17 protein-coding genes are annotated in these 23,233 nt (G+C 73.4%); 11 read left to right on the forward strand and 6 right to left on the reverse strand.

Features of this window, described 5'->3' with window-relative positions; translation table 11 throughout:
• Positions 1–91: 91 nt before the first annotated feature.
• The 3 genes from ACFZCY_RS04100 to ACFZCY_RS04110 are packed head-to-tail and all read left to right on the forward strand — an operon-like array spanning position 92 to position 3,450.
• Positions 92–1,465, forward strand: a complete 1,374-nt coding sequence (locus ACFZCY_RS04100; RefSeq protein WP_391169187.1) for a histidine kinase — start codon at positions 92–94, stop codon at positions 1,463–1,465.
• On the forward strand, positions 1,462–2,172 hold the full coding sequence (locus ACFZCY_RS04105; RefSeq protein WP_391169189.1) for a response regulator: 711 nt from the start codon (positions 1,462–1,464) through the stop codon (positions 2,170–2,172). The genes ACFZCY_RS04100 and ACFZCY_RS04105 overlap by 4 nt, the downstream gene beginning before the upstream one ends.
• Before the next feature lie 60 nt (positions 2,173–2,232).
• Positions 2,233–3,450 (forward strand): cytochrome P450, encoded by a 1,218-nt coding sequence (locus ACFZCY_RS04110; protein ID WP_391169190.1) that lies wholly within the window; start codon positions 2,233–2,235, stop codon positions 3,448–3,450.
• A 114-nt stretch (positions 3,451–3,564) separates the two neighbouring features.
• Here ACFZCY_RS04110 and ACFZCY_RS04115 read toward each other — a convergent pair whose 3' ends face one another.
• Positions 3,565–5,217 (reverse strand): ABC transporter permease, encoded by a 1,653-nt coding sequence (locus ACFZCY_RS04115; protein WP_391169191.1) that lies wholly within the window; start codon positions 5,215–5,217, stop codon positions 3,565–3,567.
• Complete coding sequence (locus ACFZCY_RS04120; RefSeq protein ID WP_391169193.1) at positions 5,214–6,158, reverse strand: ATP-binding cassette domain-containing protein; 945 nt, start codon at positions 6,156–6,158, stop codon at positions 5,214–5,216. The genes ACFZCY_RS04115 and ACFZCY_RS04120 overlap by 4 nt, the downstream gene beginning before the upstream one ends.
• A 101-nt stretch (positions 6,159–6,259) precedes the next feature.
• On the opposite strand from ACFZCY_RS04120, the gene ACFZCY_RS04125 reads away from it, so the two are divergent.
• On the forward strand, positions 6,260–6,760 hold the full coding sequence (locus ACFZCY_RS04125; RefSeq protein ID WP_391169195.1) for a MarR family transcriptional regulator: 501 nt from the start codon (positions 6,260–6,262) through the stop codon (positions 6,758–6,760).
• 23 nt (positions 6,761–6,783) lie between these two features.
• Here ACFZCY_RS04125 and ACFZCY_RS04130 read toward each other — a convergent pair whose 3' ends face one another.
• The gene (locus ACFZCY_RS04130) at positions 6,784–7,845 is read right to left on the reverse strand and encodes a hypothetical protein (RefSeq protein WP_391169405.1); all 1,062 of its coding nucleotides are present in this window, start codon (positions 7,843–7,845) and stop codon (positions 6,784–6,786) included.
• Positions 7,846–8,059: 214 nt separating this feature from the next.
• Between ACFZCY_RS04130 and ACFZCY_RS04135 the strand changes: the two genes are divergently transcribed.
• Positions 8,060–9,343, forward strand: coding sequence for an adenylosuccinate synthase (locus ACFZCY_RS04135; RefSeq protein WP_391169196.1), 1,284 nt, complete (start codon positions 8,060–8,062; stop codon positions 9,341–9,343).
• Positions 9,344–9,393: 50 nt separating this feature from the next.
• On the opposite strand, the gene ACFZCY_RS04140 is transcribed toward ACFZCY_RS04135, so the two are convergent.
• Entirely contained in the window at positions 9,394–11,226 is a 1,833-nt protein-coding gene (locus ACFZCY_RS04140) for a DUF4328 domain-containing protein (RefSeq protein WP_391169197.1), read from the reverse strand.
• A 53-nt stretch (positions 11,227–11,279) separates the two neighbouring features.
• Positions 11,280–13,703, reverse strand: a complete 2,424-nt coding sequence (locus ACFZCY_RS04145; protein ID WP_391169199.1) for a protein kinase — start codon at positions 13,701–13,703, stop codon at positions 11,280–11,282.
• 265 nt (positions 13,704–13,968) lie between these two features.
• Between ACFZCY_RS04145 and ACFZCY_RS04150 the strand changes: the two genes are divergently transcribed.
• The 3 genes from ACFZCY_RS04150 to ACFZCY_RS04160 all read left to right on the forward strand — a co-directional run bounded on the left by ACFZCY_RS04150 (position 13,969) and on the right by ACFZCY_RS04160 (position 16,957).
• Positions 13,969–15,339 (forward strand): aminotransferase class III-fold pyridoxal phosphate-dependent enzyme, encoded by a 1,371-nt coding sequence (locus tag ACFZCY_RS04150; protein WP_391169201.1) that lies wholly within the window; start codon positions 13,969–13,971, stop codon positions 15,337–15,339.
• 177 nt (positions 15,340–15,516) lie between these two features.
• Complete coding sequence (locus ACFZCY_RS04155) at positions 15,517–16,203, forward strand: FCD domain-containing protein (RefSeq protein ID WP_391169203.1); 687 nt, start codon at positions 15,517–15,519, stop codon at positions 16,201–16,203.
• 103 nt (positions 16,204–16,306) lie between these two features.
• Positions 16,307–16,957 (forward strand): hypothetical protein, encoded by a 651-nt coding sequence (locus ACFZCY_RS04160; RefSeq protein ID WP_361483987.1) that lies wholly within the window; start codon positions 16,307–16,309, stop codon positions 16,955–16,957.
• 11 nt (positions 16,958–16,968) lie between these two features.
• Here ACFZCY_RS04160 and ACFZCY_RS04165 read toward each other — a convergent pair whose 3' ends face one another.
• Entirely contained in the window at positions 16,969–17,718 is a 750-nt protein-coding gene (locus ACFZCY_RS04165) for an SLATT domain-containing protein (RefSeq protein ID WP_391169204.1), read from the reverse strand.
• A gap of 254 nt (positions 17,719–17,972) precedes the next feature.
• Here ACFZCY_RS04165 and purD point away from each other — a divergent pair, with 254 nt between their 5' ends.
• The 3 genes from purD to ACFZCY_RS04180 all read left to right on the forward strand — a co-directional run bounded on the left by purD (position 17,973) and on the right by ACFZCY_RS04180 (position 23,069).
• Positions 17,973–19,235 carry a phosphoribosylamine--glycine ligase gene (gene purD / locus ACFZCY_RS04170; RefSeq protein ID WP_391169406.1) on the forward strand — a complete coding sequence of 421 codons (1,263 nt, stop codon included), beginning with the start codon at positions 17,973–17,975 and terminating at the stop codon, positions 19,233–19,235.
• Positions 19,236–19,503: 268 nt separating this feature from the next.
• Entirely contained in the window at positions 19,504–21,348 is a 1,845-nt protein-coding gene (locus ACFZCY_RS04175) for a hypothetical protein (protein ID WP_391169205.1), read from the forward strand.
• A gap of 257 nt (positions 21,349–21,605) precedes the next feature.
• The gene (locus ACFZCY_RS04180) at positions 21,606–23,069 is read left to right on the forward strand and encodes a N,N-dimethylformamidase beta subunit family domain-containing protein (protein WP_391169207.1); all 1,464 of its coding nucleotides are present in this window, start codon (positions 21,606–21,608) and stop codon (positions 23,067–23,069) included.
• Positions 23,070–23,233: the final 164 nt, after the last annotated feature.

The following is a 23,233-nucleotide window of genomic DNA, read 5'->3' on the forward strand; positions in this document are numbered from 1 at the left end:
ACGCGTGGTACGCGTAGTACTTGAGAGGGACGCCGGACAATCACCATCGGTGGGGACGACGCGGGACCGCCCGCTCCCTACGGTGTGAGGCGTGACCCAGACGATTCCGCGGACCGAGCTCCGCATCGCCCGCAGTGCGCTGTCCGGCCTGCGGCAGGACTTGTTCGAGGATGCGTTCGCCATCCGCCCCCTGCCGCCGCTGAGTTCGGGGCATCCGCTGATGCGCCGGGCCCCGGAGCGGGCCCGGCACTACGTGGGCCGGCTGCCGCATGCCGCGCTCACGGCCTGCGCGTTCTACGTCATGGCCCAGTCGGTCTTCATCGTGCCCGATGAGGTGGGCCCGGTGCTGGCCCTGCTGAGCGGGGTGCCGCTGCTTCTGACGCTGTTCCGGCCGGTCGGCGCCTGGTGGCTGTCGTTCGGGGCGAGCGTCGTGACGGGAATGGGGCTGCTGCCTCTGGAGCTGGGGATGGGCTGGCCGTGGCCCATTCCGATGTTCACCTCCCACATCGTGGTGATGGTGGTGGTCGCGGCCCGGTCGCGCCCCCGGGTGGCCGCCGAGATATGGCTGATCACGGCCCTTCTCGGGGGTGTGGTCGAGCACTACGACGACGACATGTACGGCTCGGACGCCTTCCGGATGGTGCTCGTCTCCGGGCTGGTGCTCTGTGCCGTCGTCACCGGGCGCAGCCTGCGCGAGAGCAAGCGGGCCATAGCGGTGCAGGAGTCGGCGACCGTCGAGGAACGGTCCCGCCGCACCACCCTGGAGGAGCGCGCCACCATCGCGCGGGAGCTGCATGACGTCGTCGCGCACCACATGTCCGTCATCGCCATTCAGGCGGAGGCGGCCCCGTACCGGGTGGAGAACCCGCCCGAGGAGCTGACCAGGAGCTTCGCGACCATCCGGGAGAACGCGGTGATCGCCCTCACCGAGCTGCGCCGCGTCCTCGGGGTGGTGCGGGCGGACGCGTCCGACGGCTACCCCGACGCCGGCCCTGAGGCGCCCCAGCCCACGCTGGCCACGCTCGACAGCCTCTTCATGGGCGTCAGGGCCGCGGGCCTGGCGGTCGATCACGTCACGACGGGCGCGGTGCGCCCGCTGCCGCAGGGCGTGGAGCTGTCCGCGTACCGCATCGTGCAGGAGGCGCTGAGCAACGCGCTGCGCCACGCCCCGGGGTCGACAGCGCGGGTCGAGGTGTCGTACGTGCTCGGCGGCCTCGGGCTGCGCGTCGTCAACGGGCCGCCCACCAAGGCGGTGTCGCCCTCGCCGGGCATGGGCCAGGGGCTGCTCGGGATGCGGGAGCGGGTCGCGATGCTGGACGGGGAGATACGGGCGGGGGAGCGGGAGGAGGACGGCGGCTACGAGGTCACCGTCTTCATCCCGGTCCCGGAGGCGCCGGCTGCGGACACGGTCCCTCTGGAGAAGGCCCCCCTGGAGAAGGTCATGGAGTCGGAGCCGGGTGCATGACGCACGACACCGCGACCGCCCCCGCGCCCGCGATCCGCGTGCTGATCGTCGACGACCAGATGATGGTCCGCGAGGGCTTCTCCGTGCTGCTGGGCGCCCAGCCGGACATCGAGGTCGTCGGTGAGGCGGTCGATGGGCGCGAGGCGATCGCCCAGGTCACGGCGCTGCGCCCGGATGTGGTGCTGATGGACATCCGGATGCCGGTGCTGAACGGGCTGGAGGCCACGCGGGAGATCGTGGCGGCGGACGCCGACGCCAAGGTCCTGGTGCTGACCACCTTCGACCTCGACGAGTACGTCTACCAGGCGCTCCGCGCCGGGGCGAGCGGCTTTCTGCTCAAGGACGCCTCGGCCCGGCAGCTCGGCGAGGCGGTACGGGTGGTGGCGGCGGGGGAGGCGCTGCTGGCGCCCACCGTCACCAAGCGGCTCATCACGACGTTCTCGCAGGGCGGCGGGCTCGACGCCCTGCCCGGCGGGCCGCGGCCGGGCCCGCAGGAGCGGCTGAAGGAGCTGACCGAGCGGGAGAACGAGGTGCTGGTGCTGGTCGCGCAGGGCCGGTCCAACGCGGAGATCGCGGAGCAGCTGGTGGTGGCCGAGTCGACGGTGAAGACCCATGTGAGCCGGATCCTGGTGAAGCTCGGGCTGCGGGACCGCACCCAGGCCGCGGTCTTCGCGTACGAGGCCCGGATCGTGACCCCCGGCGGCTGACCCCCGACAACAGACCAAAGCCCTCTTCAGGACGGGCCGGTCCGGCGATACGGTCCGGTAATGAGCAGCGCAGCCCCTGCCTTCGACCCGTGGCAGCCGTCGTTCGTCGCCGACCCCTACCCGGCCTACGCGAGCCTGCGAGAGCAGGGCCGGGCGCACTGGTTCGCGCCCTCCCGCCAGTGGCTGATCCCGCACTACGAGGATGTGCGCGCCCTGCTGACCGACCGGCGGCTGGGGCGTACGTATCTGCACCGCTTCACCCACGAGGAGTTCGGCCGCACCGCCCCGCCCCCCGAGCACGAGCCGTTCCACACCCTCAACGGCAACGGCATGCTGGACCTGGAGGCGCCGGACCACACCCGGCTGCGGCGGCTGGTCTCCAAGGCGTTCACGCCGCGCACGGTCCAGGGGCTGGTGCCGACGATCCGGCGGCTGGCGTCCGGGCTGGTGGACTCGTTCGTGACGTCCGGCGGCGGCGATCTCATCGCGGCGGTCGCCGAACCGCTGCCGGTCGAGGTCATCGCCGAGATGCTGGGCATTCCGCCCGCCGACCGCCCGGCGTTGCGCCCCTGGTCGGCGGACATCTGTGGGATGTTCGAGCTGAACCCGGGCGAGGAGACGGCGCGCCGCGCGGTGCGGGCGTCGGAGGAGTTCTCGGAGTATCTGCGCGGGCTGATCGCCGCCCGCCGTAAGTCTTCGGGCGAGGACCTGATCAGCGCGCTGATCGCCGCGCACGACGAGGGGGACCGGCTCTCCGAGCAGGAGATGGTCTCCACGTGTGTGCTGCTGCTGAACGCGGGCCACGAGGCCACCGTCAACACCACCGGCAACGGCTGGTGGACGCTCTTCCGCCACCCCGAGCAGCTGGCCCGGCTGCAGGCCACCCCGGACGCGCTGTTGTCCACCGCTGTGGACGAGCTGCTGCGCTACGACACCCCGCTGCAGCTGTTCGAGCGCTGGGTCCTGGAGGACATCCGGGTCGGTGACACCCTCATCCCGCGCGGCAACGAGGTCGCCCTGCTCTTCGGCTCGGCCAACCGCGACCCGGCCCGCTTCGAGCGGCCCGACACCCTCGACCTCGCCCGCGCCGACAATCCCCACCTCAGCTTCGGCGCCGGGATCCACTACTGCCTGGGCGCCCCGCTGGCCCGTATCGAACTCGCCGCGTCCTTCGGCGCGCTGCTGCGCGCCGCGCCGGAGCTGCGGCTGGTCCGGGAGCCGGAGTGGCAGCCGGGGTATGTGATCCGAGGGCTGACGGAGCTGCTGGTGGAGGTCTGACGTCCGAGGTCTGGCATCCCCAGCCGCATCCGCAGCCGCAGCCGCAGCCGCACATGACTCGGCGCCGGGACCGCCACAGGGGGAGTGCGGGCCCGGCGCCGAGAGCGGTGACGGTCAGCCGCCGATGTCGCGGCGGCGCAGGGCCACCAGTCCTCCGGCGGTCAGGACGGCCGAGAGCAGAACCATCCACACGAACGGGGCCGCGGTGACATGCTCACCGGGCAGCTTCGGCAGATGGCTGAACGGCGAGGTGTTCATGACGGACTGCGGCACCTTGAGCGCCGGACCCATCCAGCCGAGGGCGGCGACCCAGCCGACCAGGCCCCAGGCGGCGGCCGAGTACTTCGGCAGCGCCCCGACGATCAGGACCGTCAGGCTGGTGATCAGCCACACCGCCGGGGTCTGGGAGAGGGCGGCGCCCAGGACGCGCGGCAGCGAGCCGCCCACGTCGCCCGCCGCCAGCCCGTAGCCCAAGCCCAGCGCGAGACCGCCGACGGCGAGCACGGCGACCGGGCCGAGGTAGGCGATGACCAGGTGGCTGGCGGCCCAGCGGACTCGGCTGACGGCGTTGGACAGCAGCGGTTCGGCGCGCTGGTCGGTCTCCTCGCTGCGCAGCCGCAGCACGGAACCGGCGGTGTAGACGGTGAGGATGGTGCCGAGGACGCCGACCATGGCGGCCAGGAAGGCGTCGTTGAGGCCCTGGGCGCCACCCATGCGCTCGATGATCTCGCGGGTCTGGTCGCTGTCGCCGAGGAAGCCGTCGGCGCCGTCCGAGATGGCGCCGAAGAGGGCGCCCGCGAAGACGAACCCGGCGGCCCAGCCGGCCAGGGCGCCGCGCTGGAGGCGCCAGGCCAGGCCGAAGACGCCGCGCAGGAACGGGCCCGCCGCGGGCGGTCCGGGGCGGGTCGCGTAGAAGCTGGCGCCGACGTCGCGGCGGCCCGCGAGGGTGTACGCGAGGGAGATGGACGCGGCGGCCAGCACCGCGATCAGCAGCAGGGGCCACCAGCGCTCGGCCGCGAACGGCCGGGCGTACTCGGCCCAGCCCAGCGGCGAGAGCCAGACCAGCAGATGACCGGAGCCCTTGGAGCCGTCCTCGGCGGCGTCGCCCGCCATGCGCAGCACGAACGCCACGCCGACGGCGGCCGAGGAGAGCCCCCGGGCGAGCCGCGCGCTCTCGGTGAGCTGGGCGGCGACGGCGGCCAGACCGCCGAAGGCCATCCCGGACAGGCCGACGGTCAGCCCCAGGGCGACCGCCCCGCTGCCGCCCTGGCCCGCGAGACCGCCCGCGATGAGCAGGGTGACGGCGGCGTTGGCGATGGCCACGGTGAGCAGGGCCGCGGTGAGGCCCGCGCGGCGGCCGACCACGCACGAGGACAGTGCCTCCTGGCGGCCGGTCTCCTCCTCCTCGCGGGTGTGCCGGATGACGATGAGCAGGCTCATGATCGCGGCGAACACCGCGAGGAAGGCGCCCACCCGCCAGACGGTGAGCGCGCCGAGCGAGTCGCCGAAGGCGGTGCCGAACAGCGCGCGGGTGGCCCCGTTGCCGTTCATGTCATGGACGAGCTGGGCCCGCCTGGCGGGGGTGTCGTAGGCGCTGTCGAGGCGGGTGACGGTGCTGGAGGCGGTGAGCCCGAGGCACAGCACCCACACCGGCATCATGATCCGGTCACGGCGCAGCGCGAGCCGCAGCAGGGTGCCGGTGCCGGTCAGATCGCGGGACGAGCCGCGGGCGCGGCCGGTGACCCGCGCGTCGGCTACGGCGGTCATCGGGCGATCGCCTCTTCCGTGCCGGTGCCGGTGCCGGCACCGGCACCGGTGCGGGCGATGTCGTCCTGGTAGTGGCGGAGGAACAGCTCTTCCAGGGTGGGCGGGGTGGAGGTGAGGCTGCGCACTCCCGCCTCGGTGAGCCGGCGGAGCACGGCGTCCAGGTTCTCGGAGTCGACCTGGAGGCTGACCCGCTGGTCCTGGACGTCGAGGCCGTGCACGCCGGGCAGCCCGGACAGCCCGCTGGGCGGGGCGGCCAGCTCCGCGGTCACCGACGTACGCGTCAGATGGCGCAGCTCGGCGAGCGAGCCGGACTCGACCCGCCTGCCCTTGCGGATGATGCTGACCCGGTCGCACAGCGCCTCGACCTCGCTGAGGATGTGGCTGGAGAGCAGCACGGTGCGCCCGCGGTCGCGCTCCTCGGCCACGCACTCGCGGAAGATCTCCTCCATCAGCGGGTCGAGCCCGGAGGTCGGCTCGTCGAGGATCAGCAGCTCGACCTCGGAGGCGAAGGCGGCGACCAGCGCGACCTTCTGGCGGTTGCCCTTGGAGTAGGTGTGGCCCTTCTTGGTCGGGTCCAGCTCGAACCGCTCCAGCAACCGCTTGCGCCGGGTCTGGTCCAGCCCGCCCCGGAGCCGCCCGTACAGGTCGATGACCTCGCCACCGCTCAGGCTGCGCCACAGGGTGACGTCTCCGGGGACGTACGCGATGTGCTGATGGAGGTCGACCGCATCGTGCCAGGGGTCCTTGCCGAGGAGCTGGACCGCACCCGAGTCGGCGCGCAGCAGTCCGAGCAGGACCCGGATGCTGGTGGACTTCCCGGCGCCGTTGGGCCCGAGGAAGCCATGGACCTCGCCTGCCTCGACTTCGAGGTCGAGGCCGTCCAACGCGTGGGTCCGACCGAAGGACTTGTGCAGGCCGGACACGGAGATTGCCGTCGTCATGGTGGCGAAGCTACGCTACTTTCACAGATTTGTGAAGTTAAGGAACTATATAAACTTATGATGATGTGACGAAGAGAGGAGATGATGAGCCGGTGGGCGAGATGATCGAAGAGCAAGACGCACGTGATGACGAGGCGGTGTCCCGGTTCGTCGAGCGGTTCGCGGCCGATCTCGTCGAGGCCGGGATGCAGCGGATGGGCGCCCGCGTCTTCGCCGCGCTGCTCGTCTCCGACTCCGGCGCGCTCACCTCCGCCGAACTCGCCGAGCAGCTTCGAATCAGCCCGGCCGCCGTCTCCGGCGCGATCCGCTACCTCGCCCAGGTCGATCTGGTCGCGCGGGAGCGCGAACCGGGCTCCCGGCGCGAGCGCTACCGGCTCTACAGCGCGACCTGGTACGAGTCGCTGTCCCGCCGCGACCAGCTGCTCGTGCGGTGGGAGTCCACCATGCGGGACGGGGCGAAGATCCTCGGCCCGGACACCCCGGCCGGGCAGCGGGTGTCCGAGACCGCCGAGTTCTTCGAGTTCATGCAGAGCGAACTGCGCACGATGCTGGATCGCTGGCGCGCCCACCAGGCGGCGCGCGGCGGGGCCGAGGAGCAGTAACGATCACCCTGGCCCGCAGCCGGTCACCGGTGGTGCGGCAGGGTCAGGTTCCACGCCCCGGCGAGCACCGTCCAGGTCCGGCTGCGCACCGGGCCGCGGACCAGCGCGTCCGAGTGGTAGCGGAAGTCCTGGCCGGAGACGGTCACGGCGCGGGCCCGCGCCCGCACCGGCCCCTCGGCGCCGTCGCCCGCGTGCGGATGGACCACCACCTCGGCCAGTCCGCCGCCCGGCGCCGCTGTCGATACCGAGACCCCCTCGACCCGCCGGTCCAGATCGGTCAGCAGCACCCCGTCCGCCTCGACCCGCAGCCGCTGCGGCGGCGGCTGTGCCCGGCGCCCCCGGCCGCCCGCGCCGAGCCCGATGACCGGCAGCGACAGCAGGGTCAGCGCCGTCCGCGCGGTGCGCGCCGCCGGGGTCCACCAGGGGTGGTGGCCGCCCGCCGCACAGCCGCCCGTACGCCCCGGACCGGCCTCGCCGCCGGGCCCGGACCCGCCGCCCGGCCCGGCCGCGCCGGGGTCCTCGGCGTACGGATCGCAGCCGCAGTCGCAGCCCCCCGCCGCCCCGCCGCCCGCGCCGCGACCGCTCACGCCGCCGTCCGCGCCGCCCGGCCCCGTACCGGGGGCGCCGGACGGTCCGTACGGCCCGGCCGGGCCCGGCGGCGCCGTACCGGCCGCGCCGTCGCCGGGGATGCGCAAGCCCCCGAGGACCACCCCGCCGCTCTCGTCCACCAGCAGGTCACGCGGGCTGGCGGCGCCGTCGAGCACCGTGCGCGCCGCAGCGACCGCGTCCGTCGGCACGCCGAGGGCGTGGGCGAGGGCGACCGTGGCCGCCCCGCCGACGGGTACGACCGACAGCGCCGCGTCCGCCAGCTCGCGCTGCCGGTGCAGCATCTCCACGACCCGCAGCAGGGCCCGGTCGTCGCCCACCACCACCGGCCGCCGGCCGCCGCGCCGGGCCAGCGCCCGCTCGACTTCCTCGGGGCCGTCCGGCAGGCAGATTTTCGTCTGCGCGCCCGCACACAGCACATCTTTCGCGATGCGCACCGACTCCCCATCCGTTCGCCGGGCGGTGGGGTCGATGACCATGAGCAGGCGGCGCCCCCGGACGGTGTCCGGCGGAGAGTGCCAGGGGTCTGGAGCCGACACCTCGGTCCTTCCTCAGGTAATCTCTCGGTGCAAGAGCCCCTGTCGCTGTTGCGCCAGGGGCTTCGTCTATCCGGGGCACCGGTTCGACGGCTCTTGTGGTGACGCACGCCACCACGCACGTTGGACATGCCCCGCCCGGAAGGGGTGTACGCCTGTGCCCGCACTTGTGCTGCTCGGTGCTCAGTGGGGTGACGAGGGCAAGGGAAAGGCCACCGACCTGCTCGGTGGTTCGGTTGACTATGTGGTCCGCTACCAGGGCGGCAACAACGCGGGCCACACGGTGGTGGTCGGCGACCAGAAGTACGCCCTCCACCTGCTCCCGTCCGGCATCCTCTCGCCCGGATGTACCCCCGTCATCGGTAACGGCGTCGTCATCGACCCCGCGGTCCTGCTCTCCGAGCTGAGCGGGCTGAACGAGCGCGGCGTCGACACGTCCAAGCTGCTGATCAGTGGTAACGCCCACCTGATCACGCCGTATCACACCACCATCGACAAGGTGACGGAACGCTTCCTCGGGAAGCGGAAGATCGGCACCACCGGTCGTGGCATCGGCCCGTCCTACGCCGACAAGATCAACCGCGTCGGCATCCGGGTCCAGGACATCTTCGACGAGTCGATCCTGCGGCAGAAGGTCGAGGCCGCGCTCGACTTCAAGAACCAGGTGCTCGCCAAGCTCTACAACCGCCGCGCCATCGCCGTGGACCAGGTGGTCGAGGAGCTGCTGGGGTACGCGGACCAGCTCGGCGGCTACGTCGCCGACACCACCCTTGTCCTCAACAACGCCGTCGACCAGGGCCAGGTCGTGCTCTTCGAGGGCGGCCAGGGCACCCTGCTCGACGTCGACCACGGCACGTACCCCTTCGTCACCTCCTCCAACCCGACCGCGGGCGGTGCCTGCACCGGTACCGGCGTCGGGCCGACGAAGATCAGCCGGGTGATCGGGATCCTGAAGGCCTACACCACGCGCGTCGGCGCGGGCCCCTTCCCGACCGAGCTGCTGGACGAGGACGGCGAGAAGCTGCGCACCATCGGCGGCGAGCGCGGTGTCACCACCGGCCGCGACCGGCGCTGCGGCTGGTTCGACGCGGTCATCGCGCGCTACGCGACCCGGGTCAACGGGCTCACCGACTTCTTCCTCACCAAGCTCGACGTGCTCACCGGCTGGGAGCGGATCCCGGTGTGCGTGGCGTACGAGATCGACGGCAAGCGGGTCGAGGAGCTGCCGTACAGCCAGACCGACTTCCACCACGCCAAGCCGATCTACGAGACGCTGCCGGGCTGGTCGGAGGACATCACCCAGGCCAAGACCTTCGACGACCTGCCCAAGAACGCGCAGAAGTATGTGCAGGCGCTGGAGGACATGTCCGGCGCGCCCATCTCGGCGATCGGCGTCGGCCCGGGCCGCGACGAGACGATCCAGATCAACTCGTTCCTCTGAGACACCCCCTGGGGCCACGGCCCGCACGCCATGTGCGGGCCGTCGTCGTATCACGCCACGGGCGGGCCGAAGACCCCGGCGGGCACCGACTGGTGCTGCTGTCGCCGCGCCGCGCGCCGCCTCTCCTGCATCCCGGTCAGCTTCACCACCACGACGACGGCCAGCGCCGCGGCCAGCAGCGAGACGACGTCGTCCGCGATGTGGCCGGCGACCCCGATCCGCCGGTCCTCGTTCTCGCCCTCGACGATGACCTCCAGCAGACCGGCGGACGGGGCGGAGAAGCACATCACCACGAAGAACATCCACCACCAGTGCAGCGCCGCGCGGGACACCCGTCCGGGGCCCGGGGGAGTGCTGCCGGTCCAGATGTCGTTCGCGATCTGCTTGGGGATCCACAGCAGCGCGACCGGGATGAACCACGCCCCGACGGCGTAGCCACTGCCGAACCGCAACCGGCCGGGGGACAGCACCGTGGCGTTGATGTACGTACGCCGGAACCACACCAGCCACAGCACGACGAGCGCGACCACGCACATGCCCAGCGCGCCGTCCAGCGAGCTGATCGCCGCCGACCTGCGGCCGACCGCGGCGGCGGATCCCTCGTCGTGGGCCAGGTCGCGGAGCGAGCCGAACTGCGACATCCGCAGATACAGATCGCTGATCGTCAGCAGCATCCACAGGCTGAACACGCCCACCAGGGTGTTCCCCAGCGCACGCACCGAGCGCACCTTCCCGCCCTGCTCCGGCGGAACGGCCGGGGCCTGGTAGCCGCCGCCCTGCTGCGGCCACGGCCCGCCCGGCTGCTGCGCCATGGGCCCGGCGGCCCCGCCCATCGGGTACCCGGACGCCGCCGGGCCGCTCGGAGTGGCGTAGGCGGAAGGCGTCTGGGGAGTGGCGTACGCGGAAGGGGTCTGGGGAGTGGCGTACGCGCTCTGCTGCGGGGTGGGCGCCGGGGCCGTCGCCTGCTGATACGGGTTCTCGGCCTCCAGCAGCTGCAGCGCGTCCCGGCCGAGGCGGGCCAGCAGCCCGCCCGGCAGCCACGGCTCGGCGGGATCGGGCGCGGCCGCCTCGGTGTACGCGATCAGGTCCGGCACCGACGGGCGCTGCGTGGGGTCCTTGCTCAGACAGGCGCTCACCAGGCCCAGCAGCCCCTCGGGCAGCCCGTCCAGGTCGGGTTCCTCCTGGGCTATTCGGTACATCAGGGCGTGTATGCCGCTGTCCACCCGGCCGAACGGCTGCCGCCCGGTGGCCGCGAACGCGAGCACCGACCCCAGGCAGAACACATCGCTCGCCACGGTCACCGTCTCGCCGCGCACCTGCTCCGGCGACATGAACCCCGGCGAGCCGACGACCGCGCCCGTCACCGTCAGGTTGCTGTTCCCGCTGCCCACCGCGTCCAGGGCGCGGGCGATGCCGAAGTCGATGACCCGCGGGCCGTCGATCGTGATCAGGATGTTGGACGGCTTGAGATCGCGATGGATCAGCCCCGCGCCGTGGATGTCGCGCAGCGCCAGCGACAGGCCGTGCGCCAGGACCCGCACCGACTGCTCGGGCAGCGCCCCGAAGTCCTCGGCCACCACCTCGTGCAGCGACGGTCCGCCGATGTATCCCGTGGCCACCCAGGGCACGGCGGCCTCGGTGTCGGCGTCGAGCACGGGCGCGGTCCACTGGCCGCCCACCCGTCTCGCCGCCTCCACCTCACGCTTGAAGCGGCCCCGGAAATCCGATTGCCGGGCGAGTTCGGCCTGCACCAGCTTCACGGCGACGGTACGGCCACGGGCCGAACGGGCGAGGTACACCTTGCCCATTCCGCCCTCGCCGAGCCTGCCGAGCAGTTGGTACTCGCCGATCCACCGCGGGTCCTGGGCCCCGAGGTTTTCCATCGCGGTGTGGCTCCTGTCCGTGTGCCGATGGTCCCCGTACGCCGATCGGCCGATCAGTTCAGACGGGTGAAGGTCTGGGTCATCGTCTCATCGCTGAAGCTGTCGGGGTCTTCATAGACCACGCGCAGCTTGTCCTTTCCAGACGCCGTGAAAGTAAGCGAGGTTCCCGACTCGCACAGATCCTCCGGCGTGGCCTTCGTGATTTTGATGGGGCTCAGCACCAGGCCCTTCTCGACCGAGGCCAGCATCCGCTTGCCCTCGCAGTGGTACTTGCTGCTGTCGCCGATCTGCTCGGCCACCGCGGTGCCGATGGCGCCCTGACTGATGGTCAGTTTCCGCGTGGCGCCCTTCTCCCCGAACGCGTCCTTGGCCAGCCACGTGCCCTCGTAGACGGCCGGTATGGGCGCGTCCCCGGTCTTCGAGGGGCGCAGCGTCGCCTCCGCGGAGCCGTCCGTGGTGTTCCAGGCGAGCGAGCCGTCGTCCCCGAGCCGCAGGGTCTGCTCCCCGACGGCGCCGCACGCCTCGTCCGGGACGCTGAGCGACACGTCCTCGTCCTCGATCACCAGCAGGCTGTCCGCCGACTTGAGGGTCGCCGAACTCCGGCAGAACTTGTCCGGCTCGGACATCACCGTGTCCGCCACCGACGAGCCGACCGCGCCCTGTGAGAGGACGATCCGGCGGATCTTGCCGGTGGCGTCGCCGTCCTGCTTGATCTCGCCCTCCCAGGCGCCCAGATAGCTCTGCGGCACGTCCCCGGCCGAGCCCAGCTCGGTGGACGACGGCCCCGGCGACCCCGAACCCCCGCCCGGCGCCTTCGACTTCGCCGGACCCGCGGAGGGCGCGGTGTGGGTCGCCTTGTCGTAGTCGGCGGCCTGCTCGCCCTTGTCGCTGTTGGACTTGACCACGGCGACGGCCGCCGCCCCGGCGATGAGCAACGTGGCCAGCGCGGCCGACGCGACGACGACCGTCTTACGCCGCCCCCGCCGCTGGGGCTCCGGCGCCCCGGGGCCGTTGGGACCGCCGGGTCCGCCGGGCGTCGTAGGCGGCCCGAACGACGTGACCTCGGGCGGCCCGAACGCCTGCGGCGCGGCCTGCGGCGACCCGGCCCCGTACGGCCCGGAGGCCTGCGGCCCGCCGTGCGGCGGCGCGGCGGCGTGCGCCACGGCGGCGCCGTGCGGCGGCGTGGCCTGCGGCGACCCGGCGGCCTGCGGCTCTCCCCGCGGGCCTGCGGCCGGGCCTCCGGCGGCGTACGGGCCCGCGCCCTGCGGCTCTCCCTGCGGCGACCCCGATCCCTGCGGCTCTCCCCGCGGCGGCCCTGCGGCCGGGGCCACCTCCCCGCCGGGACGGGACTCCGGGGCGTCGGGCGCCTCCTCCCGCCGCTCCGCCGTCCGCGGCGGGGCGGACGGGGGCCGCGGAGGGGTGGCCGCCGGGGGCGGGGTGCTGGGCGGGGGCGGGGCCAGGGGGTACGACGTGGCCGACGGCGGACCCGGTGGCGGCGGCGGGACGGCGCCCGCCGTCGGCGGGAGCGGCGGCGGGGCGGGCACGGCAGGCCGTACCGGGGACGCGGGCGTCTCCACGTCGAGCAGCTGCACCGCGTGGCGGCCGAGTTGGGCGACGAGGCCGCCCGGCAGCCAGGGTTCGGCGTCCGCGCCCGCCTCGTCCTCCGGACCGGCGGTGCGGTCCAGCAGCGCGTCCAGGCCGGGGCGTTCCTCCGGGGTCTTCCGCAGGCAGTCGGTGACCAGCTCGCGCAGCCCGTCCGGCAGCCCGGTCAGGTCGGGCTCCTCCTGGGCGATGCGGTACATCACCGCGTGCACACCGCTGTCGGCGGTGCCGAAGGGCTGGCGGCCGGTGGCGGCGAAGGCGAGCACCGAGCCGAGGCAGAAGACGTCGCTGGCGGGGGTGACGCGTTCGCCGCGCACCTGCTCGGGCGACATGAAGCCCGGGGAGCCGACGACGGCGCCGCTGCGCGTGAGGATGCCGTCGGTGACGGTCTCCAGGGCGCGGGCGATGCCGAAGTCGATGACGCGCGGGCCGTCGATCGTGATGAGGACGTTGGAGGGCTTGAGGTCCCGGTGGACGAGACCGGCGCCGTGGATGGACCGCAGGGCGCGGGTGAGGCCGTTGCCGAGGATGCGCACGGTCCGCTCGGGCAGGGGACCGGACTCGGCGACGATGGCGTGCAGCGAGGGCCCGGCGATGTACCCGGTGGCGACCCACGGGGTGGCGGCCTCGGTGTCGGCGTCGAGAACGGGGGCCGTCCATTCGCCGCCCACCCGCTGGGCCGCCCGCACTTCCTGGGTGAACCGCCGCCGGAATTCCGCTTGCTGCGCGAGTTCGGTCTGTACGAGCTTCACCGCGACCGTACGGCCCCGCGCCGAGTGCGCCAGGAACACCCGGCCCATGCCGCCCGCGCCCAGCCGCCTGAGCAGTCGGTACTCGCCGATCCAGCGTGGGTCTTCCGCCCCCAGGTCTTCCATGCTGACGAACGTCCCTTCCCTGATCCCCCTGATCAGCCCCCTGGAGAGAATAAAGGCGGCTGAGAGCGAAGTGGGCGACGCGGGCGATCCGTTACCGGTTCCGTATGCGCACCCGCGCATACGAGGACCCACCGGCGCACCGCGCCCCCCGACACACTGCCGGGTTACCGGGCCGAAGCCGTACACCTTGGCGGTGTGCGGCCGGTCCGGGGGCTCCGTACGCTGGGGGGCGCCCCAGACCCGCGAGCGATCCGAGGTAGCGAACGTGTCCGTGCAGCCCACGCACCCCAGCCCCGATCCCGCCGCCGGCGCCGCCGTCAAGGCTGCCGACCGCGCCCACGTCTTCCACTCCTGGTCCGCGCAGGGGCTGATCGACCCGCTCGCGATCGCGGGCGCCGACGGCTCGTACTTCTGGGACTACGAGGGCAACCGCTACCTCGACTTCAGCTGCCAGCTGGTCAACACCAACATCGGCCACCAGCACCCCAAGGTCGTCGCCGCGATCCAGGAGCAGGCGGCGAGGATGTGCACGATCGCGCCGGGCTTCGCCGTCGACGTACGGTCCGAGGCGGCGCGGCTGGTCGCCGAGCGCACCCCCGGCGACCTGGACAAGATCTTCTTCACCAACGGCGGCGCCGAGGCGGTCGAGAACGCGGTCCGCATGGCCCGGCTGCACACCGGCCGCTCCAAGGTGCTCTCCGCCTACCGCTCGTACCACGGAGCCACCGCCGCCGCGATCAACCTGACCGGCGACCCGCGCCGCTGGCCCTCCGACACCGCCTCCGCCGGAGTTGTCCACTTCTGGGCGCCGTTCCTCTACCGCTCGCCGTTCCACGCCGAGAACGAGGCGCAGGAGTGCGAGCGCGCGCTGCGCCACCTGGAAGACACCATCGCCTACGAGGGCCCGTCCGGCATCGCCGCGATCATCCTGGAGACCATCCCCGGCACCGCCGGGATCATGGTGCCGCCGCCCGGCTATCTGGCCGGGATCCGGGAGATCTGCGACCGGTACGGGATCGTCTTCATCCTGGACGAGGTGATGGCGGGCTTCGGCCGCACCGGCCACTGGTTCGCGGCCGACCACTTCGGCGTCACCCCGGACCTCCTGACCTTCGCCAAGGGCGTCAACTCCGGCTATGTGCCGCTCGGCGGCGTCGCCATCTCGGCCGAGATCGCCGCCACCTTCGACCAGCGGCCCTACCCGGGCGGCCTCACCTACTCCGGGCACCCGCTCGCCTGCGCCTCCGCCGTCGCCACCATCAACGCGATGGCGGAGGAGGGCATCGTGGAGAACGCGGCCGCGATCGGGGAGAACGTGATCGGCCCGGCCCTGAGGGAGATCGCCGAGCGCCACCCGTCGGTCGGCGAGGTGCGCGGTCTGGGCGTCTTCTGGGCGCTCGATCTGGTCAAGGACAAGGAGACGCGCGAACCGCTCGTCCCGTACAACGCGAGCGGCCCGGCCAACCAGCCCATGGCCGACTTCGCGGCCGCCTGCAAGCGCGGCGGGCTGTGGCCGTTCGTGAACATGAACCGAACGCACGTGGTGCCGCCGTGCACGGTCACCGAGTCCGAGGCCAAGGAGGGTCTGGCCATTCTGGACGAGGCGCTGAACGCGGCGGACGCCCACACCGCGTAGCCGCGCCCTCACCGAGGCGTCACGTCCTCTTCACACCCCATAGCCACATATAGGCGTCCGGTGTAGACCACCACCTGACTCTGCGTACTTTGCGCAACGGCCCTCGCATATCGTGATGCGAGGGCCGTCCGCTTCCGGATGACATGACACGACGGCCGCGGAAGGAGACGGTCCTCGATGCCCGTGCCCGGCACCAGCCCGGTCAAGCGGAACACCCTGCGGCAGCAGATCGCCGACGCGCTGTGTGACGAGGTGCTGGCGGGCAGACTGCCGGCGGGGCGGCAGTTCACCGTCAAGGAGATGGCCGACCACTACGGCGTCTCCGCGACCCCGGTCCGCGAGGCCCTGCTCGACCTGTGCTCCCAGGGGCTGCTGGACGTCGAGGAACACCGGGGCTTCAAGGTCCACGAGTTCACCATCAAGGACTTCAGGCACATGGTCGACGCCCGCAGCATGGTCGTCGAGGGGCTGTTCCGGCATGCCGTCGAGCAGACGCTGAGGACCATGAACCCGCAGTCCCTGGCCTCGGTGCGGCGCCGGGCCGAGGCCGCCGAGCGGGCCGCCCGCGCCGGCGACCTCGACATCCTCATCGGCTACGACCTGCGCTTCTGGCGCGAGATCTGCGGGCTGGTCGGCAACCCGTACATCACCGACTTCCTGCAGCGGCTGCGGATGCAGACCTGGGTCTTCACCGTGCCGTATCTGCGCCGGGTCCCCGATCTGCGCGGCGAACTGTGGGCGGGCCACTGCGAGCTGACCACGGCCGTCACCCGTGGTGATCCCACGGCCTCCGAGCGGCTCATAGCGGCGTACAACGCGCACTTCCGTGCGCTGATCGAGCGGTTGGTCACCGGCACTCCCTGAGAGCCCCCGGGGGTGAGAGCCGCCGTCAGCGCTCTTCGCGCCGCGTACCCGGGGCACTACGCTGAAGCGACCAGCGACCATACGGATACGAGAGTGAGATCGCGTGGCCTGTGACCTCTGGCTGGTCCCCCTCGTCGATGTGCTGTGCCACAGCCCCGACAATCCCTTCGCCGACGAGATCGCAACCTACGACAAGGCACTCGGTGAGGCCGGTCTGCCGCCGGTGCCCGTCCTCGGCTACATGCCGGGCCTGTCCGGGGACGTCGCCCCGGTAGCCGGATTCGACTACGACGCGCTCCACTTCCTGCGCCGTGCCTATCTGTTGCAGCTGTGCGGCCTCGAGGTCGCCCCGGTCGACGAACTCGGCGGGGACTACGAGCAGTTGCTGGAGATGTTCGAGCCCACGGCCCAGCAGTCGCACCTGGTGTGGCACTACGACCACGCGGGCGCCTATGTCCCCGTCGACTTCCCCTCCCCGCTGGCCAACGACGAACTCATGGAGGGCGGCGGCCCCCTGGGATCCAGTCATGGGCTGCTGCGCGAACTGGAGGCGGTCGCCCCGGCGCTCGGCATCGACCCGGGCAACCCCCCGGCCGCCCCCACGCCCCCCGCCCGGCCGACCAGCCTGGAGGAACCGGCCGCGCCCGGGCCGTACGAGGACAGCCCGTTCGCCCGCGAACGCCATGTCTGGCTGGGGCTGCACGCGGCCGCGACCCGCAGTCTGAGCCAGGGCTCGATGATCCTCTTCAGCTGAGCCGCCCGGCCTCAGCGGGGCGGCTCGGGAGGACGCTGCCGCGGCATGTTGGGCCGGGTGCTGCCCGGCGGCAGCGGAAAGCGGTGCGCGGGGCTCCCGCCGTCCGGGCGGGAGCCCTGGGCCACCAGCGACCGGGTGAACAGCGAATGGGTGAACATCGGCGCCGACCCCGAGCCGAAGTCCACCATCCAGCCCGCGGTTTCCGTCCGCACCAGCTCCGACACGTCCTCGCAGAACCGCCGCAGCACCGCCAGACACCGCTCCACGGCCTCGGACGCGGTGCCCTCCGTCGGGCCCAGCACCTCCCGGACGCTCTCCGACGCCCAGTCGAACTGCAGCGACTCCAGCCGCCGCTGCACCGCCTGCGCCGTGGCCACGTCCCGCATCCAGCCGGACGTCAGCCCGAAATACCGGTCGCAGCCCACGCACGCCACGGCCAGCAGCAGCGCCAGCGCGCCCCACCCGGCCCCGGCGCCCAGCACCCCGTTCAGCTCCAGCAGCGGCAGCACGGCCCCCGCGACCGCCCCCGCCGCGGCCCCCGCCCGCAGCGCCCGGGCGGCCCGCCGCTTCCACAGCCGGTCGACGAGATACCAGTCGCCCACCCGCAGCGCGCCCTCCTCGACCCACCGGTACAGCTCGTCGAGGCGCTCGGCGGGCTCCCCCCAGTCGCCGTGCGGGAACGGCCGGCCGATCAGGTCCTCCCGCGTCCTCGCCCCCTCCTGCCGAGGGAGTTCCTCGGGCTGCATCTCCGGCTGACTCACCCGTGCACTCCCTCTGCGGCGGCGTTGCTCCTGGCGCGCGGCTGGCGCGCGACGACCATTCCTACCGCCGAACGGCTGGCCACGCGGCCACGATCACGGGTATTCCGCCCGTAAGTGGTGGACATCGGATATAGGGCCCCATTCCCGCTCACCCGAAAGAGTGCCCGCCCGCCCCGTCCCACGTCCTGACCCGCCCGTCCCGCCTCCCGACCCGGCCGGGCCGCCCGGACGGGGGAGGCCGTAGGGTGCCTACCGTGAAGGTCCTCGTCATCGGCGGCGGCGCCCGCGAACACGCCCTGTGCCGCTCCCTCTCCCTCGATCCCGACGTCACCGCCCTGCACTGCGCGCCCGGCAACGCCGGGATCGCGGAGGTCGCCGAGCTGCACGCCGTCGACGTCCTCGACGGCGCCGCCGTCGCCGACCTGGCCGCCGCGCTGGAGGCCGAGCTGGTCGTCGTCGGCCCGGAGGCGCCGCTCGTCGCGGGCGTCGCCGACGCCGTGCGCGCCCGGGGCATCCCGGCCTTCGGGCCGTCCGCCGAGGCCGCGCGTCTGGAGGGGTCGAAGGCGTTCGCGAAGGACGTCATGGCCTCGGCCGGTGTGCCCACCGCCCGCGCCTACGTCTGCACCACCCCCGCCGAGGTCGACGAGGCCCTGGACGCCTTCGGCCCGCCGTACGTGGTCAAGGACGACGGCCTCGCCGCGGGCAAGGGCGTCGTGGTGACCGGTGAGCTGGCGGCGGCCCGCGAGCACGCGCTGGCCTGCGGACGCGTGGTGATCGAGGAGTTCCTGGACGGCCCCGAGGTGTCGCTGTTCGCGGTGACCGACGGCGAGACCGTCGTGCCGCTCCAGCCCGCCCAGGACTTCAAGCGGGCGTACGACGGCGACGAGGGCCCGAACACCGGCGGCATGGGCGCCTACTCCCCGCTGCCCTGGGCCGACCCCGCCCTGGTGGACGAGATCGTGGCCACGGTCTGCCAGCCCACCGTCGACGAGCTGCGCCGCCGCGGTACGCCCTTCTCCGGGCTGCTGTACGCGGGGCTCGCGATCACCTCGCGCGGCGTACGGGTCATCGAGTTCAACGCGCGCTTCGGCGACCCGGAGACCCAGGTCGTGCTGGCGCGGCTGAAGACCCCCCTGTCCGGCCTGCTGAAGGCCGCCGCGACCGGCGCGCTGGCCGCCGAGCCGCCGCTGCGCTGGAGCAACGGCGCCGCGGTGACCGTCGTGATCGCCTCGCACAACTACCCCGGCACCCCGCGCACCGGCGACCCGATCACCGGGCTCGACGAGGTGGCCACGGAGGACGCGCCCAAGGCATACGTGCTGCACGCGGGCACCCGGCGGGACGGCGCGTCCGGCGACGTGGTGAGCGCGGGCGGCCGCGTGCTGTCCGTCACCGCGTCCGGCTCCGACCTGGCCAAGGCCCGGGAGCGGGTGTACCGGGCGGTGTCCCGCATCGGGCTGGACGGCTCCCACCACCGGACCGACATCGCGGCGAAGGCGGCGTCCGAGGGCGCCTGAGGGCGTCTGAGCGCAGGGATTCCACCATCTGAGCGCGGCGGTTCCACCCGAACCCGACCGGGTTCCCGGTTCTGCCCAAGGCCATTCCATCGGGTGAGGGCTTCCGCATCCTGCTGACGCACGCCCGCCCTCCAACTACTGTGCCGCTCAGGCGAGGTGCGGCAACTGGCCCATCGGCATTGCGGAGCGGGCGGCCGGTGCCACAGTGGGGGGATAGACAACGCCGCCGTCGTCCGCTGTTCAACCACCGGCCGGACAGTAGGGGGTGATGAGAACCGTGGCAGGTCCGGAAGCAGGAGCACTGGCGGCACGCGCCCGTGCCCTCGCCGTACTGCGTATCCGGGGCGCCGCGCTCGCGGTCGCCCTCCTTCCGGCCGCGGTGGCGGTCGTGCTGCTGGCCGGCAGCGCCACCGGGCGCATCGGCGGCGGTTCGCACGACGAGGGCTGGACCGCGCTGCGCTGGGCGGTGGTCGGCGGTGCCCTGCTGGTCCTGCTGCTGGCGGCGGCGGTGGCCGCCGTGGTCGTCCGGGCGAAACCGGCGCTGACGCCCACGGTCCCCATCGCCGAGGAGACGGCCCCGGACCTGTACCGGCTGGTCCGCGACCTGGCGGAGCGGCTGGATGTGCCCGCGCCCTCCGCCATAGCGCTCACCCCGGACTGCGACAGCTGGCTGGAGGACCGCGCGCATCCCGCGCATGAAGGCCGTCGCGGCGAGGACCGGCCCCCGCCCGAGGAGTCCCGCCAGGTGCACACCGTGGGACCGCCGGCCACGGACCGGGCGGACCGCCTGAGGAGCGGCCGCTCCCGGGCGGACCGGCAGGAGCGCCGTGCCCCCCGGGCCCCGGTCCTGGTGATCGGATCGCCCTTCCTGTGGTGGATGCGGGTCGCCGAGCTGCGCGCGCTGCTCGCGCCCGTCGTGGCGGGCACCGGCCCCTCCGTCCACCCCGACATAGCCGCCGCCCGCCGCTTCGTGCGCGGGCTGGACGCCGCCGTGGCGGTCGCCGCGTCCGGCGACGACGACCCGGCGAGCGGCGGCGGCACCGGCACCCCGCTCGGCCGGGCCGTCCGCCGCCCCGCCCTCGCCTTCGTCGGCTGGATCGCCCGGCTGCTGCTGCGCGGCTGCCGGGACCACGCCGCCCAGATGGAGCGCGCGGTCGCGGCGGCCGCCTCCGAGCGGGCCCAGGCCGTCGACTACGGGCTGCGGATCGTCGCCCAGGAGCAGGTGGGCCTCGCCTACGCGGGCTGGGACCGGCTGCTGACCCGGGTCGCGCTGCCCGCCTGGCGGATGGGGCGCTGGCCGTCCCGGCTGGACGCGGGCGTGGTGTCGGCGCTGACCGAGCTGTCCCGCCGGGACCGGCTCGCCGAGGGGTTCGCCTCCCGGCTCAGCGAGCGGCCCGCCTGCGATCTGCTGGAGGAGCCCGGCCTGATCGACGAGGCCACGTCGCTGCTGGCCGCGCGGCTCTTCCACGGCGGCCCCCCGGAGCCGGGCCCGGACTGGTCCCCGGTCGACTGGGGGAAGTATCCGGAAGAGGTCGTGGACCGCAAATGGCGCCAGGAGGCGGCCCGCCTCCACCGCGTCCTGGAGGAGCGCACGGACCCCTCCGGCCCGCCGCCGACCCCCGCGAGCACCCCCACCCCGCCGACCCTGGCCCGGGTCATGGACCGGCTCACCGCCACCGGCCCCGAGGACACCGGCACCGACGGCCTCGGCGAGGACCTGGCGGCCCGGCTCACCGTGGAGCTGGCCCGCGAGGAGGCCGCCGCCCACCGGGCCACCGCACAGGCCCGCCAGGCCCGTACGGCGGAGGGCGCGGGCGGCGACCCCTGGATCGACGGTTTCGCGCCGCTGCTCCCGCTCCAGCCGCCCCGCACCGGCCGTGAGCTGCTGGCCGACCACGTGACGGCGATGGTCTGCTGCGCCGCCGTGGACACCGCGGGCGCGGCCCCCGGCCTGGACTGGCTCGACGGCCCGGCGCTCCTGGTCGCCGGCCGCCGCCGCGCCGATCTGTCCCATCCGGTGCTCACGCTGGTGGAGGACGGCGACGCGGCCCCGCTGCGCAGCTGGCTCGCCGAGGTCGGCGTCCGTCCCGAGAAGCCGGTGCGGCTCGTCTGATCCACCCCCGTCGGCCCGGAATCGTGGCTGACGAATGGTTTCCGTTTGGTGAATTCGCAACGATCGGTGACGGAGTGAGTGCGTAATGTGATGTGCTGGGGCCGGTCGCTGCCACCCGGCCCAGCGGACCGGACCACCAGCCCGGTTCACCGACCGGACCCGCGAACCCGGACCCACAAGGCCCGGACCTGCGGGACGGGCACACACGGCAGCGAGGCGACGGGACGCCGCCGGGGCACGCAGGGAGGGGAACGAGGATGGGGACGGACCAGATCCGGCGCTGGGAGTCCGGGGCGCTGGCCCACGCGGTGACGGATCCTTTCGGCCAGGGCCCGCTGCCCTGGCTGCGCACCAGTGAGAACTACTTCGACGACACGGGCCATGTGGTCCCCTGGTACGTGGATCATGCCCACGCCCCCGGGGCCCCGGTGCGGATCCCCGGCCCGCGCACCGCCGACGACGTGCGCCGCCAGATCAAGGGCTTCGCCTCGACCTCCGCCGCCGCCCCCGGCGAGGCCATCGACTTCCGCATCACGGTCGACCCGCCGCAGCAGTTCGGCGTGGACATCTACCGCATCGGGCACTACGGCGGCGACGGCGCGTCGAAGATCACCACCAGCCCGCGGCTGTCCGGCATCGTGCAGCCGCCGCCGCTCACCGCCGACCGCACCGTCTCCTGCCACCACTGGTGGCTGTCCTGGCGGCTGCAGATCCCCTCGTACTGGAAGCTCGGGGCGTACGTGGCCGTGCTCACCACCGTGGACGGCTACCGCAGCCACATCCCGTTCACGGTCCGCGACAGCCGCCCCGCCGATCTGCTCCTGGTCCTGCCCGACTTCACCTGGCAGGCGTACAACCTCTACCCGGAGGACGGCCGCACCGGCGCCAGCCTCTACCACGCCTGGGACGAGCAGGGCAGGCTGCTCGGCGAGTCGGAGGCGGCCGTCACGGTCTCCTTCGACCGGCCCTACGCGGGCGCGGGGCTGCCGCTGCACGTGGGCCACGCGTACGACTTCATCCGCTGGGCCGAGCGCTACGGCTACGACCTGGCCTACGCCGAGACCCGCGATCTGCACGCCGGTGGCGTCGACCCCGCCCGCTACCGCGGCCTGGTCTTCCCCGGCCACGACGAGTACTGGTCGGCCGCGATGCGGCGCACCGTGGAGCGGGCCCGGGACAGCGGCACCTCGCTGGTCTTCCTCTCCGCGAACACCATGTACTGGCAGGTCGAGCTGGCCCCCTCGCCCTCCGGCCCGGACCGCCTGCTGACCTGCCGAAAGCGGCGCGGCCCCGGCCGCGCCGCGCTGTGGCGCGAGTCGGCGCCCGAGCAGCAGCTGATCGGCATCCAGTACGCGGGCCGGGTGCCCGAACCGCGGCCGCTGATCGTGCGCAACGGCGGCCACTGGCTGTGGGAGGCCACCGGGGCGGCCGAGGGCGACGAGCTGCCCGGGCTGGTCGCGGGCGAGGCCGACCGCTACTTCCCGCGCACCCCGCTGCCCGAGCATCTGCGCCGCATCCTGCTGGCCCACTCCCCGTACGAGGACGGCGAGGGCGCCACCCGCCACCAGGACACCTCCCTCTACCGCGCCCCCAGCGGCGCCTTGGTGTTCGCCTCCGGCACGTTCGCCTGGTCCCCGGCGCTGGACCGGCCGGGTCATCGGGACGAGCGGGTGCAGCGGGCGACGGCGAATCTGCTGGACCGCATCTGCAAGCGGGGGTGAGGTGATGGCCCGGCTCGGGCGCGACGGTGCGGGTGGTGGTTCGGTCGTGCGCGCCGCAGGTGGTTGGGTGGCGCCTTGGTGTTCGCCTCCGGCACGTTCGCCTGGTCCCCGGCGCTGGACCGGCCGGGTCATCGGGACGAGCGGGTGCAGCGGGCGACGGCGAA

It is taken from the genome of Streptomyces sp. NPDC007983, from assembly GCF_042958345.1.
Lineage (GTDB): Bacteria > Actinomycetota > Actinomycetes > Streptomycetales > Streptomycetaceae > Streptomyces.

Excerpts from the sequence above, each read along its gene's own strand:
- ACFZCY_RS04120 (WP_391169193.1), bottom strand. The coding sequence starts at position 6,158 with ATGACGACGGCAATCTCCGTGTCCGGCCTGCACAAGTCCTTCGGTCGG.
- ACFZCY_RS04125 (WP_391169195.1), top strand. The coding sequence starts at position 6,260 with ATGATCGAAGAGCAAGACGCACGTGATGACGAGGCGGTGTCCCGGTTC.
- ACFZCY_RS04105 (WP_391169189.1), top strand. The coding sequence starts at position 1,462 with ATGACGCACGACACCGCGACCGCCCCCGCGCCCGCGATCCGCGTGCTG.
- ACFZCY_RS04110 (WP_391169190.1), top strand. The coding sequence starts at position 2,233 with ATGAGCAGCGCAGCCCCTGCCTTCGACCCGTGGCAGCCGTCGTTCGTC.
- ACFZCY_RS04175 (WP_391169205.1), top strand. The coding sequence starts at position 19,504 with ATGAGAACCGTGGCAGGTCCGGAAGCAGGAGCACTGGCGGCACGCGCC.
- ACFZCY_RS04145 (WP_391169199.1), bottom strand. The coding sequence starts at position 13,703 with ATGGAAGACCTGGGGGCGGAAGACCCACGCTGGATCGGCGAGTACCGA.
- ACFZCY_RS04155 (WP_391169203.1), top strand. The coding sequence starts at position 15,517 with ATGCCCGTGCCCGGCACCAGCCCGGTCAAGCGGAACACCCTGCGGCAG.
- ACFZCY_RS04130 (WP_391169405.1), bottom strand. The coding sequence starts at position 7,845 with ATGGTCATCGACCCCACCGCCCGGCGAACGGATGGGGAGTCGGTGCGC.
- ACFZCY_RS04180 (WP_391169207.1), top strand. The coding sequence starts at position 21,606 with ATGGGGACGGACCAGATCCGGCGCTGGGAGTCCGGGGCGCTGGCCCAC.
- ACFZCY_RS04140 (WP_391169197.1), bottom strand. The coding sequence starts at position 11,226 with ATGGAAAACCTCGGGGCCCAGGACCCGCGGTGGATCGGCGAGTACCAA.
- ACFZCY_RS04115 (WP_391169191.1), bottom strand. The coding sequence starts at position 5,217 with ATGACCGCCGTAGCCGACGCGCGGGTCACCGGCCGCGCCCGCGGCTCG.